The following is a 13,046-nucleotide window of genomic DNA, read 5'->3' on the forward strand; positions in this document are numbered from 1 at the left end:
TATGGTTCTGGGGGCGGTTGGGGTCCCTGGGGGGTCCGGGGGGGGGGTTGCGGGGTGGGGGGGGGGGTCGGTTTTTGTAAGTTGTCTTTTGCGCGCACTTACCACTCACGACCACGGTGAGGGGCGCTGTCTGGAGGTGGCTCGTCCGTGAAGGTCTTCTTCCTTGCGACTGGCGCGAGGAGGGGGTGTCGTTGGGGCGGACCGGTCTTTGCCTGCCTGCCGCTGACCTGGACGAGAGTGATCCCAGTGGGCGCCCGGATCGACGGTGAAGGAATTGGGACGTTGAGTGTCCTAATTCCTTCACCGTCGCGAGGTCACCCTTGATCAACGGAGGATTCGGGACGTTGAACGTCCCGAATCCTCCACGCTCGATCGCTGGGGACACCAATGGGTAAGCAAATGCCGGTCCGTTATTGAGAGGTAAGGCAAAGGTGTCGGGTGGTCGCTGGTCCGCGAACACGACACGTTCGCCTTATCCCTCAAGAGAACCGTCCTAGCCACTCACGAGACCGGGAGAATCACCGGCGAAAAGGCGCGCTCACTTGACCTCGTGGATCTCCGGGTAGAGGACGTTGCGTCTGGTCGCGCCTCGTTCGCACAAGGACTCCAGCGCGTAGACGACGCTTTCGGCGATTTGATGGGAATCCTGGACCACGGTGGCCCGAAGCGGGCTCGCGCCGGTGTCGATCAGGGCGCGTGCCTCGGTGGTCCCGTCCACGCCGATGATCACGGTGTCCCTCGTGACCGGTGAGGTCGTCGCCCGAAGCGCGTCGACAGCCCCCAAGGCCATCTCGTCATTGGTACAGAAAATGGCGTCCAGGCATTCCGCGTTCGCGGCCAGCACGCGAATGTGGGATTGCACGGCGTCGTAAGCGCGGGGGCGGTTGAAGGCGCAGCTGTCGTCGATGGTGATCGAAACGTCGGTCAATTCCGTTCGCAGAACGGTCGTGCAATGGTTCTGGCGGGCTGGATGCTGCCGGCTTGCCACGATCAGCACGTGTGGCCGCTGTGTTCCGTGCCGTCGGAAATGGGCTACCAGCCAGCGGCCCGCGAGCTGTCCGAGATCGGAGCTGAGATATCCGACGAAGGTGGTGTTGGCGGGGTAGTCGTTTTCGTCGTCGAAAGGTTCGATGTCGGTGAAAACCACCGGCAAGCCCAATGCGGCGCAGAATTCGGCCAGATCCGGTCGCAGTCGGTGCACTTCGGTCGCGACGATGATCCCGCCGAGGTAATTGTGGCGCGCGGCCAGGATTCTGCGGAGGTGGTGTGCTTGCGCCGCGGCGTCGTAATCCCGGTCGGGCACCTTCAGTACCAGGTCGATGCCGCTGCGGTCCAGCACGACATGCATACGCTGCACGAAGCCGGCGACCCAGTATTTCTGACTGAAAGCCGAGGTCACCAAGAACGCCTGACGTGGCCGCTTGTTCCACGGTGCTCGACGCAGCAGAAAGGGGATCGTCGCCAGTGAGCCCACTGCCAGAACGGTCCACGCGGGCAGTTTCGCGATCAGCACGTCGCTGCGGATCGCCGCGAGGATCCCGGCGAGTACCAATCCGCCGGTGACGGAGGTCAGGACGGTGAACCGCACCGGAGTGCGATCGCGGTCCAGCAGTTTCACGGTGACGACCTCCTGGGCGGACGGGACCACGAGGAGCCGGCGTGCCCCCACGGGCAGCGATTATGGGGCCGATCGACAGTCTGGTGCCATAGCCCGCTCGAACCAATGCAGGAGGGGACGCCGGGACCCGAAAACCGGATGAGTGACAAGTCGGAAATGTTCCGACAATGAGTGATCGGGTAATTCCGGGGCTCGGGATCGGGCCGGGTAGTGTCCTGTTCGAAAAATCTGATGTTTTGGGGGATGTTCTGTCATGAACAAGTTCGTTCGGGCCGTGGCGCTTTCATTGGCGGTGATGGCCGCCTGCTGTTCCTGCGCGGCAGGCGAAGGGACCGTGGTCCCCGTGGCGTCCCCGAGCCCGGAGGCGGCCCCTTCTTCGACTTGGGCTCCGGCGATGTCGCCTGAGGTCGTCTCGGCGGCCTGCGCTTTCCTTGGTGTCGAAGAGCTTCAAAAGGCGCTGCGAGCGAAAGCCGCCTATCGATCGGCGGAACAGGAAGTCATGCGCGGGCAGAAGAGTGTCAACTACGCGTGTGACTTCAGCCGCGCCGATGACGGTTCCTACATCGGCAGTCTCATGGTGACCGCCGCGCCCGGGAACACGGCGCCGGAGGCTTTGCTCGGCGTCGCCGAGGATCAGTGCCTGGGCGAGGGTCAGGCGCAGCCCTTGCCGGACGCCGGGGACGTGGCGATGTGGTGCCGGAACACGGATCTCGACACGCTGGTGACGACAGTCAAACGGAGCCGGGGCGAAGTCCGGATCGCGTATCTGACGCTGGCGGGCGAGCCGATCAGCGCCAACATCCCTGGATACGGCGAGCTGGCGAGAATCCTCGGCGCCCGACTTTAAGCGCTGAGATCGGGCATGTCCCTGAGCTGACGCCGTGAGGTGATGCCGAGTTTGCGGAAGATGTTGCGGAGGTGGGCGTCCACCGTGCGGGGGCTGACGAACAGGCGCGTGGCCACCTCCTTCGACGTCGCGCCCGACGCGACTTGGCGCGCGATGTGCGTCTCCTGCATGGTCAGGTGGTCGTAGGAGTGTTCGGAGCGGCTGCGCGCCACCTCTCCGGTCGCGCGCAGTTCGTCGGCGGCCCGGCGGGTGAACGCTTCCAGGCCGATCTTCGACAGCTGTTCGTGCGCGGCGCGCAGGTGTTCGCGGGCGTCGCGGCGGCGGCCTGCCCGGCGTAGCCATTCCCCGTACCGCAGGTGCGCTCGCGCGAGGTGCACCGCGAGCGGGCCGCTCGTCAGGTGCCGGAGCGCCTCCAGGTGGTCTTCTTCCGCGTCGCTGACCATCGCCCGCGCGCCCGCCAGCACACCGAGCGCGAAGCCGGTTCCGGCGGATTCCGTGCGCTCGGCCAGGGATTTCAACGCAGACAGGGCGACGGCGTGCTCGCCACACCGGATCGCGGCTTCCACCAGTTCGGGCAGCGCGACGCCGGTGAGGAACAGGTCACCGCTCGCCACGGCCCGCGTCGCCGCGTCCAGCGCGGCCGGGTACTCGGCGAGGCCGTTGTACAGCACGGCCGTCGCCCAGTGGATGTTCGCGGTCAGCTGACCGTTGCCCCGGTCCGTCGCCTCGGCGGACAGTTCGAGCACTTCCTGACGGCGGCCGCGCATCGCCGCCAGGTGCACTCTCGAGTAGAGCTGCGGCGGATCGCCGAGGGCGTCGGCGATCGCTTCCTCTTCGGCGATCGCGGCCATCGCCCGCCCGAAGTGCCCGGTGAGCACAGCGTGCATCGCCACCTGCGAAAGGCCGAGCCGGATGGTCATCGGGGCTCCGGTGTCCCGTCCGGTCCGCACCAGCCAGCCGACGATCGTCGCGTGCAGGTCGATGTCCCACAGTTCGCCCGCGAGCACGGTGGCCAGGGCCGGTGTCCGGGTCCAGCCCGCGTCGTCGCCGGTGAGCACGCGGCGAAGCGACGGCACCCCGGCGTGGTGCCCCTCGGTGGTCAACCGCACCAGCGCGTCGAGGAGATCCGGCGTCCGTGACGCCGCAGGAGCCGAACTGGCGGCGTCGAGAACCCTGTCCAGCACGCCCGCCGCCCTGCCGACGACGAGTCCCATCTCCAGCGCCGCGACGAAGCACTCGCGCGACCGTTCCGGATCGACGTCGGCGAGGCGCCGCGCGGCCCCCAGGATGAGTTCCGGCCCCCGGACGGCCCCGTCCGCGCCTTGGACGAAGGCGATCCGCCCGCGCAGCAGGTCGACGGAGGCGTGCTGGGCAACGGCCAGTTTCTCGGTGTCGATGCTGGCCAGCAGGTCCGCCGCCGCGTCCGTTCCGCCCGCTTCGAGTGTCGTCCGCGCGGCCGCGAGCGTGCGTTCGACCTGCTTGCCGGGGTCGAGGGACAGCGCCGCCGCGCGTTCGAGGAAAGCGGCGGCGGCCGCGACGCCACCACGGGCCTGCGCGCGGGACGCCGACAGTTCCAGCTCCGCCGCGACCTGTTCGTCCGGCCCGGTGGTGGCTTGAGCCCGGTGCCAGGCCCGCCTGTCCCCGGCGGAGCCCGGATCGGTGGCCTCGGCCAGCGCCCGATGCGCCGCGTGGCGCTGTTCCGGCTCGGCCGCGCGGTACGCGGCCGAGCGCGCCAGCGGATGGCAGAAGCTCGCACGCGTGCCGAACAGGATCAGCCCGGACGCCTCGGCGGCGGTGCTCGCGGCGGGCACGTCGAGGTCCAGCCGCCGTGCGGCCGCCCACAGCAGACCGGGGTCGCCGGTGGGATCGGCGCTCGCGAGGATCAGCAGCCGCCGGGCATCCCGGGGCAGTTCCGCCATCCTGGCCCGGAAACTCCGTTCGATCCGGCTCGCGATCGGCGACGGCGCCGGCAGCGCGAAGCCGCCTGCTTTCGGCAGTTCGATCAGGGCCAGCGGGTTCCCGCGTGCCTCGGCGAGCAGGCGATCACGCACCCGTTCGTCCAGCGTCACGGTCTTCTCCTCGGCCAGCAGGGCGCGCGAGTGCGCGTCGCTCAGGCCACCGACCGTCAGCCCGGGCAGCTCGTCCAGCCCGCGGATCGGGTCCTGGTCGCGGGCGGCGAACACCATCGCGATCGGCTCGGCCGCGATCCGCCTCGCCAGGAACGTCAACGCCCTCGCCGAGGCGGTGTCCAGCCAGTGCGCGTCGTCGACCACGCACAGCAGCGGACGTTCCGCCGCGGCCGTCGCCAGCAGTTCGAGCGCGGCGAGGCCGACGCGGAAGGGGTCCGGCGCTCCGTCGGCCAGCCCGAAAGCGACGAGGAGTGAGTCCCGGTAGGGCGCCGACAGCGTGTCGAGGTGCGACAGCGCCGGAACGCACAACTGGTGCAGTGCCGCGAACGGCAGCTCACCCTCGAATTCCGACCCGGACGCGCGGATGAGCTGGAAACTCTCCGGCGCCGCGTGTGCGACGTGGTCCAGCAGCGAGCTCTTGCCGATGCCCGGCTCGCCGCGGAGCACGAGCACGCCGCCTTCGCCGCGGCCCGCCGCGCGGACCAGGGCGAGGAGGCGCTCGATTTCGTCTCGCCTGCCGACGAGCGGACGGGAGGACGTCGTGGGCATGGTCTGAACCCTAGCGAGGCGAGGTAGGTGACTGTCGCCGACGCGACAGGGGCGGCAGACGAACCGGAAGAACCCGCCCCTGCCTGGTTCTGCCGGTCCTTCCTCATGGTCGCGGGCTACTCCGACCGGTGGAATGAGGCCAAGGACGCCAACTAGGCAGGGAGGTCGGCGTGGCAGGCCACCGCGGTACTCAGGTGACTTCGCTGGCGGACAGGGCGCCGTCGGCCGAGGGGAACGCGTTCCTCGCGGCGCTGCACGCCGAACACCGGGACCATTTGCTGCGCTTCACCCGCGGCCTGCTCCCCACCGACCCGCACCGGGCCGAGGACGTCGTGCAGGAGTGCCTGTTCCGGGCCTGGCGCAACAGCGAGGCGCTGATCGAGAAGCGCATCCCGCCGCGGCCGTGGCTGTTCCGGGTCGCCCGCAACCTCATCGTCGACTGGGCGCGCCGCGACAAGGCCCGCCCGGTCGTGTTCGGGGACGACGACTTCGACCTGCTGCCGGGTGACACCGACTTCGCCGACGAGGTCCTCGACCGGTGCGTCGTCGAGGACGGGCTGGCCCAGCTGACGCCGATCCAGCGCGAAGCACTCGACGAGGTCTACCGGCTCGACCGCACCCGTCAGCGGGCCGCCGTGAGCATCGGCGTCCCGGTGGGCACGGTCAAGTCGCGGGTACATCACGCGACGATCGCCATGACCGAGGTGCTGGCCTGCAGCGGGGTCACCGCCGCGGGCTGGTGATCAGGCCGTTTCGGGCACCGCGACACCGAGTTCGGCGGCCAGTTCGTGCCCTGTCTTCCTGGCGAACGGCGTTTCGTACCGGGCGCATTCGGCGAGGGCGTGCACCCGGTGCGCCTTGGCCTCGGCGGGTTTCCCGGCGGCTTCGGTCAGTTTCGCCAGCTGGACCAGGATCTCGATCTTGGCCTCGGACCAGCGCGCTTCGGCCAAGGCGGACAGCAGCTGCTCTTCGGCCTCGTCCAGCCGGTTCGCGCTGAACAAGATCCGGCCGTGCAGATGCTGCGCCTTCGCCACCGCGAAGGTCGCGCCATGCCTGCGGAACAGCGACTCGGCCTCGGCCACCAGGTCCAGCGCGGACGCGACGTCGCCGGCCGCCGCGAGACTGTCGGCGAGCCGGGTCAGCACCATCGACAGCAGTTCGTCGTTACCCGGTGCGGTGGCCGAACCCCGGTAGTAGGCCTCGCTTCGCCGTTGCACGGCGACGGCTTCGTCGAATTCGCCGAGGGTGTGCAGCATGCTGCCCAGCAGGGACAGCGCCAGATGACGGCCGTTCGGATACCCCGCGCTCTCGAACAGGTCCACGGATCGCCTGCACACCAGCGCGGCCTCCCGCGGGGAACCGAGCCGCCGGGTGATGGCGGCCCCGTAGTACCAGGCCCAGGCCTGCACCGTCAGATCGCCCGCCGCGGTCGCCGCGGCCACCGCGCGTTCATGCGCTTCGAACGCGGCCTGCGGATTCCCACAGAGCGCGTAGTGCGCCCACGCCACGTAATTCAGCTGCTCACCCGCGGACCGGACGTCGCCCAGGGCCTCGGCCGCCGCCGCGCCCGCGCCGAACACCTCGCGCCACAGCGGGCCGGTGCCCCGCAGATCCGAGTACCAGTGCATGGCCTGTGCCAGTTCGAGCACCTGCCCGTGCGCGCCGAGGGCTGCCGCCGACCGTAGCGCCCCACGCCACTGGTGCTGCTCCTCCGTCAGCCACCGGGCCGAGGATTCCCTGTCGTGCACCGGATCGGGCCCGTCGATCGTGACGGTCACCTCGGTCCTGTCGTGATCGAAGAACTGGGCCGCCTTCGTGGCCACCGCGAGCAGCCAGTTCCGGACGCGCTCGGCCGCCTCCCGGACGTCCTCGGCGTTTTCGGTGGTTTCGAGCCTTTCCTTGGCGAACACCCGCAGCAGATCGAGCATCGTGTACCGGCCCGGTGTGCCGCTGAAGCCGAGCAGGCTGGCTTCGGCCAGTTTCTCCAACGCCGCTTCGGCCTCGTCCACGGGCCTTCCGGAGGCGACCGCGGCGAGCTCGACGGAGACGTCCGGACCGTCCACGAGCGCGAGGCGCCGGAACACCCGGGCGGTTTCGGGCGCCAGATGGTGGTAGGACAACGCGAAGGCCGTGCGGATCTGCAGGTCGCCGGCGGAAAGCACGGACAACCGCCGCCGCTCGTTCTCCAGCTGGTCGGCCAGGTGCGCGATCGTCCACTGTGGACGACTGGCGAGCCGGTTGCCCGCGATGAGCAGGGCGAGCGGCACCCCGCCGCAGAGTTCCGCCACCCGCCGCGCCGCGGCCGGTTCCGCCTTCACCCGCCGCTCTCCGGCGACCACGCCGAGCAGGTCCGCAGCCTCGTCGCCGGACAGGACGTCGAGGGCGAGGCGGTGCTTCACGTTCAGCCCCGCCAGCGTGCTCCGGCTGGTCACCAGGACCATCGAGCCGGGGCTGGTGGCGAGCAGCGGGCGCACCTGGGCCTCGTTGGCGGCGTTGTCGAGGATCAGCAGGATCTCGCGGTCGTGGACCAGGGACCGGTAGAGGGCGAGCCGGTCTTCGGGATCGTTGGGGAACTGGCGTTCGTCGAGCCCCAGCCCGCGCAGCAGGCGGTGCACGGCCCTGTCCGGCGTGAGCGGTTCGGGATCCATCCCGCGCAGGTCGAGGAACAGGCAGCCCTGGTCGAAGCGGTGGGCGTGCCGGTGCCCGGCGTCCACGGCCAGCGCGGTCTTGCCTGCCCCCGGAAGCCCGTGCAGCACCGCGACCTGGAGCCGGGACGACGAGGCGGCGGCCTCCGCGACCTCGTCCAGCAGCCGTCGTTCGGCCGTCCGGCCGGTCAGTTCGGTGAGATGGGGCGGCAGGGCGGCGACGACGACGGGACGGGGCGCCTCGGCGGGAACGGCTTCGTCCGGCACGACCGCACCCCGTCGTCCGGAACGGGCGAAGTCGCTTGCCTCCTTGCCCGCCAGGCCCAGCCCCTCGACCAGCAGTTCCGCGGTGCGCCGCTGCGGAGTGCGGACCCGCCCGCGCTCCATGTCGCTGATGCTGCGCACGCTGATCCCGGTCCGCTCGGCCAGCTCCTCCTGCGTCAGCGGGACACGCAGCCGGTAGAAACGAAGGAAGTCTCCGAACGCGGTCTTGTCCACGCTGCGTGGACTCCTCTCAACGACGGCCATGCCGGGCAGGTCAATCCTGCCACGGCATCGCGAGGTTGAGCTCAGGGAAGGTCGGCCGGTGACAGCAGTCGCAGATCCGCGATGGTGGGGGCGCCGGTCGTGCTGAGCCGTCCGGCCTGCCGGGTCATCATGGTCTCCAGGACCTGCCGCGCGTAGCGGGCGTTGCCGAAGGTCTCGTCGCGTTCCACGCCCGCGAAATGCCCGCGGAGCGCGGTGACCGTCTCCGGGGCGCATTCGTAGCCGTTCGACGAGGCCATCCGGTGCACGATGGTGACCAGGTCGTCGGTGGAGTAGTTCTCGAACTCGATGTGCCGGGAGAACCGCGAGGCGAGACCGGCGTTCGAGGCGAGGAAAGACCGCATCGCCGCGGAGTAGCCGGCGACGATCACCACGGTGTCGTCGCGGTGGTCCTCCATCAGTTTCACCAGGGTGTCGACGGCTTCCTGGCCGAAGTCGCCACCCGTGGCGCCTTCCGGGGTCAGCGCGTAGGCCTCGTCGATGAACAGCACGCCACCGCGGGCGGACTCGAACGCCTCCCTGGTCAGATGCGCGGTGTGCCCGACGTAGCGGCCGACGAGGTCGGCGCGCGCGACCTCGACCAGATGGCCCTTGCGCAGCACGCCCAGCGCGGCGAGCAGTTCGCCGTAGAGCCGCGCCACCGTGGTCTTGCCGGTACCGGGCGCGCCGGCGAAGACGAGGTGGTTGTTGATCGCGGGGACCGGCAGCCCGGCCTGCCGCCGCTGCCGCGCGGTGGAGATCAGGTTCACCAGATCGTTGATCGCGTCCTTCACCCCGGTGAGACCGATCATCGAGTCCAGTTTCGTCCGCAGCAGCGTCAGTTCGCCGTCGTCGCCGCTCTGCACGGCCTTGCCCGCGTCGCCGGGGACGTCGGGGGCGAGCAGGAGCGACAGGCTCTGGTCGTCGGCGTCCGGATCGCTCGCGAGCCGGAAAGCCTGCCTGTCCACCATTTCCTCGAACACCTTGCGCGCGGTGCGGCCGTTGCCGAAGTCGTCGCCGCGGTCCATCTGTCCGAAGTGGACGGACAGTGCGTTCCTGGTGTCCTCGGGCACCTGGTACTGGTGGGCGGTGCACATCTTCTCGACGATGGTCACCAGCTCGTCGGTGCTGTAGTTCTCGAATTCGATGGTGCGGGTGAACCGGGACGCCAGCCCGGGGTTGGACTGCAGGAACGAGGACATCTCCTGCGAGTAGCCGGCGGCGACCACCACGAGTTCGTCACGGTGATCTTCCATCAGCTTGACCAGCGTGTCGATGGCCTCGCGGCCGAAGTCCGGTCCGCTGCCCTTGCTCTGCGCGCTCAGGGTGTACGCCTCGTCGATGAACAGCACGCCGCCGAGGGCTTTGTTGAACGTCTCGGTGGTCTTGATCGCGGTTCCGCCGACGATCTGGGCGACCAGATCGGCCCTGGCGACCTCGACCAGATGACCTTCGCGCAGCACCCCGAGTTCGGCGAGGATGCTGCCGTAGAGCCGGGCGACGGTCGTCTTGCCGGTGCCGGGCGGGCCGGCGAAGATCAGGTGCCTGCTGGTCGGCGGCGCGACCAGCCCCGCCTGTTCCCGCCGCCGCGCCATCTTGTTGAGGTTCACCAGCGTCTTCACCTGATGCTTGACGCCGCCGAGGCCGACGAGTTCCTCCAGCTTGGCCAGCGGTCCGCTCTCGCCTTCGGAGCCCTGGGGCGCTTCACCGGGTTCGGTGACCGCGGAGACCTCGGCGGCGGCCGTCGTGCCGTCGTTGTCCGGGGCGCCGTTGGCCTTGCTGGTCAGGTTCTCCACCGACAGTCGCGCGTTGGGCACTGTCGTCCGGAGACCGCCGCCGGTGTTGTCGGAAACCGTGCAGTCCACCACGCTCACCGTCTCGGCCGACTCGATCCGGACACCGTCCCGGCGGTTCCCGCTGACGTCGTCGGCGGTCAGCTTCGCCCGCGCGCCCGCTTCCACCAGCACGCCGTGACCGCGGGAGCGCCGCACGGAAGACCGCGACAGCATCAGCTCCCCGCCGTCCCGCACCAGCACGCCGTCTTCCCCGGCCTCGCCGATCTCGCAGTCCCGCAGGGAACCGACGCCGCCGGGGCCGATGAGGACGGCGGACTGTTTCGCTTGATGCACCCGAAGCGTGCTGACGTAAGGACTTCCGCCTTCGGAGACGCTGAGGCCTGCCTTTCCGGCGTCGCGCACTTCGCAGTCTTCGACCCGGCCGCGGCCGTTGCCGGTGACCTCGATGCCGTTGCCCCGGCAGGCGGTGAGCGTCGCCCGGCGCAGCAGCGGATTGGCGGCCGCGCGCACCACGACACCGTGGCCGGTCACGTCCCGGATCTCCAGCCTGTCGAACTCGGCCGTCGCGCCGTCGGTGACCACCAGCCCTTCCGCCGCGCCGCCGCGAACGGTCGTCCGGCTGAACGTCGGGCCACTCGCCTCGTCGACGTGGATGCCCGCGCCCGTCGCGTCGGAGACTTCGCAGTCCTCGAAAGTGCCGCGGGACCGTCCGGTGACCCGGACCCCCACGCCGCCGGTCTTGGCCGTCCGGCAGCGGCGCAGCACCGGATCGGCGCCGTCGGCCACGGTGATCCCGTCGCCGGTGGTGTTGGTGGTCCGGCACTCTTCGAGCACGGGGGAGGAGTGCGTGCTGATGAAGACGCCGCTCGCGGTGTCACGGACGGTGGTGTCGATGACCTTCGTCGCGCTGTCCTCTTCGAGCGCGATCCCGGGCCGGTCGGTCGAAGAGATGTCGCAATGCTGGATGGTGCCCTGCGCCTGTCCGTTCGCGCAGACGCCGTTTCCCTTGGCGTGGCGCAAGGTGCAGTCGCGCACCATCGGGTTCCCGCGTTCGGCGATCACGATCGCGGAGGTCTGCACGTGTTCGACGACGCAGTCCTCGATCGTGCTGGGGGCGGGCGAGGTGACCACGATCCCCGCGCCGCCTGGGTTGGTCACCCGGCAGCCCCGCATCGCCAGCGAGCCCGAGTTGCGGGCCAGCACCGCCGTCCAGGCGGCACCGATGATCTCGCAGTCCTCCACCGCGGCCTGCCCGCGCGCGATGTCGACCGCGGGGAGTTCCTCGTTCTGCCCCCGCAGCACCAGACCGGTGAGCTTGACGGCTTCGGCGGCGAGCTGGACCGCGCTGCCCTGACGTGCCACGACCTCCACGGTCCCGCGCGCGTCGCTCGCCGCGATGGTGACGACCTTGGTGACCACCAGGGATTCGTCGTAGCGGCCGGGAAGCACGGAGATCACCGTGCCGTTGCGCGCGTCCTGCAACGCGGCCGAAATGGTGCGATACCCCTGATCGCGGTCCACCGTGAGCACGTGCCGTGACACGAGCGCTCCCCTCGTCGTTCTCCGGAACGGAACCTGCCCTCGGCTCCACCATGGACAACGCGGTGGAGGTCCGATTGGGTTCACCGGCCCGGCGATCCTGCCGGTGGTTCTTCCTGGGCGCGCCGCGCGGCGCGTGCTGGACTGGGACGATGAGGCGACCCCTGGCCGTGGCGTGCGCGACGCTCACCTTGCTGGCGAACGGCGGTCTCGCGGCCGCGCAGGACACCGAGCTCCCGCAGATCCCGCAGACGTTGAAAGCCGGGCAGGCGTGCACTTCCCCGTCGGGCAAGAAGGTTCCCTCGGTGCCGTGGCAGCTGCCCTATCTCGGCGTGGACCGGCTTTGGGCGTTGTCGAAAGGTGACGGCGTCACCGTCGCGGTGGTGGACACCGGGGTCGACAAGTCGATCCTGCCGGTCCAACCCGTCGGCGACGCCGGGACGGACTGCGTCGGGCACGGCACGGTCGTCGCGAGCCTGATCGCGGCGCCGCTGGCGGACGGTGAGCGGGTTTCCGGGCTCGCTCCCGGCGCGCGGGTGCTCGCGGTGCGCGGCACGGACAAGACCGGCGCGGCGACCGCTGCGAGCATCGCGGGCGCCCTCGACGGCGCGGTCGCGGCAGGCGCGCGGATCATCTGCGTCGCCGTGGCCGTCGCCGACGCGGACCCGGCGTTGAAGGAGGCTGTCGACAGGGCCGTCGCGGCGGGCGCGCTGATCGTCGCGGCGGCGGGCCGGGACATGACCACGGCCCGCGACACCCCGCCGGGCCCGTACTACCCGGCGGCGTTCCCCGGCGTGCTCGCCGTGTCCGCCATCGGCCCGGACGGGAAACCGGAAGCCAAGGCGGCCCCCGGATCCCTTGCCGCACCGGGAAATCTGGTGGTGGGCAAGGGCCCGGGCGGCGGTGCCGCCGTCGGCGCGGGCCCCGCGTTCGCCGCCGCGCACGTGGCTGCCGCGGCCGCGCTGATCCGGTCTTACCGGCCCGAAGCGACGGCTGCCGACCTCGCCCGGCGGCTGCGGGACACCGCGTACCCGCAGGCCGGGGTCACCGTTCTCGACCCGCTCGCGGCGCTGACCTCGGTCGCTTCCGGCGTCGGCGCCGCGGCGGCCGCGCGCCGTGACCCGGTGGTGCTGACGCCCGGTCCGGACCTGGGGCCCGCGCGGCAGGCGGCTTGGACGGTGGTCGTGGGTGTCGTGGTGGCGGTGGCCTTGCTGGGCGCGGCGGCTGTCGTGGTGCCGCGGGGACGGCGTCGGCGGTGGCGGGCCGGGTCTTCGGGGTCGTGAGTGGCAAGTGGGGTTAGAACGACACTTTGCCCACACGCCCCCCCCCAACCCCACGCCCCCCCCCCCCGGGGGGCCGGGGGTCCGGGAGGGCCCCCTCCATTGGCGCGGGGCCAAG

At 70.5% G+C, this 13,046-nt stretch carries 8 protein-coding genes; 4 read left to right on the forward strand and 4 right to left on the reverse strand.

What is annotated here, in order from left to right; all coding sequences use genetic code 11:
- Positions 1–538: 538 nt before the first annotated feature.
- Positions 539–1,618, reverse strand: coding sequence for a sugar ABC transporter substrate-binding protein (locus ACZ6YV_RS26875; RefSeq protein ID WP_465512238.1), 1,080 nt, complete (start codon positions 1,616–1,618; stop codon positions 539–541).
- A 253-nt stretch (positions 1,619–1,871) separates the two neighbouring features.
- Here ACZ6YV_RS26875 and ACZ6YV_RS26880 point away from each other — a divergent pair, with 253 nt between their 5' ends.
- The gene (locus ACZ6YV_RS26880; protein WP_465512239.1) at positions 1,872–2,465 is read left to right on the forward strand and encodes a hypothetical protein; all 594 of its coding nucleotides are present in this window, start codon (positions 1,872–1,874) and stop codon (positions 2,463–2,465) included.
- Here ACZ6YV_RS26880 and ACZ6YV_RS26885 read toward each other — a convergent pair.
- Positions 2,462–5,143 (reverse strand): AAA family ATPase, encoded by a 2,682-nt coding sequence (locus tag ACZ6YV_RS26885; RefSeq protein WP_465512240.1) that lies wholly within the window; start codon positions 5,141–5,143, stop codon positions 2,462–2,464. The two genes, ACZ6YV_RS26880 and ACZ6YV_RS26885, sit on opposite strands and share 4 nt — an antisense overlap.
- Before the next feature lie 27 nt (positions 5,144–5,170).
- Between ACZ6YV_RS26885 and ACZ6YV_RS26890 the strand changes: the two genes are divergently transcribed.
- Both ACZ6YV_RS26890 and ACZ6YV_RS26895 read left to right on the forward strand, forming a co-directional pair.
- Positions 5,171–5,299: a hypothetical protein gene (locus ACZ6YV_RS26890; protein WP_465512241.1), complete on the forward strand. Its 129-nt coding sequence runs from the start codon at positions 5,171–5,173 to the stop codon at positions 5,297–5,299.
- Between the two features lie 14 nt (positions 5,300–5,313).
- Entirely contained in the window at positions 5,314–5,886 is a 573-nt protein-coding gene (locus tag ACZ6YV_RS26895; protein WP_378240948.1) for a sigma-70 family RNA polymerase sigma factor, read from the forward strand.
- Here ACZ6YV_RS26895 and ACZ6YV_RS26900 read toward each other — a convergent pair whose 3' ends face one another.
- The gene (locus ACZ6YV_RS26900; RefSeq protein WP_465512242.1) at positions 5,887–8,286 is read right to left on the reverse strand and encodes an ATP-binding protein; all 2,400 of its coding nucleotides are present in this window, start codon (positions 8,284–8,286) and stop codon (positions 5,887–5,889) included.
- 71 nt (positions 8,287–8,357) lie between these two features.
- Positions 8,358–11,651, reverse strand: a complete 3,294-nt coding sequence (locus ACZ6YV_RS26905) for a right-handed parallel beta-helix repeat-containing protein (protein ID WP_465512243.1) — start codon at positions 11,649–11,651, stop codon at positions 8,358–8,360.
- Between the two features lie 149 nt (positions 11,652–11,800).
- On the opposite strand from ACZ6YV_RS26905, the gene ACZ6YV_RS26910 reads away from it, so the two are divergent.
- Positions 11,801–12,931: a S8 family serine peptidase gene (locus ACZ6YV_RS26910; RefSeq protein ID WP_465512244.1), complete on the forward strand. Its 1,131-nt coding sequence runs from the start codon at positions 11,801–11,803 to the stop codon at positions 12,929–12,931.
- Positions 12,932–13,046 lie beyond the last annotated feature (115 nt).

The organism is Amycolatopsis sp. NPDC102522, assembly GCF_055584485.1.

What these genes read in the sequence shown, in the direction of transcription:
- ACZ6YV_RS26880 (WP_465512239.1), top strand. Translation starts at nt 1,872, where the DNA reads ATGAACAAGTTCGTTCGGGCCGTGGCGCTTTCATTGGCGGTGATGGCC.
- ACZ6YV_RS26885 (WP_465512240.1), bottom strand. Translation starts at nt 5,143, where the DNA reads ATGCCCACGACGTCCTCCCGTCCGCTCGTCGGCAGGCGAGACGAAATC.
- ACZ6YV_RS26910 (WP_465512244.1), top strand. Translation starts at nt 11,801, where the DNA reads ATGAGGCGACCCCTGGCCGTGGCGTGCGCGACGCTCACCTTGCTGGCG.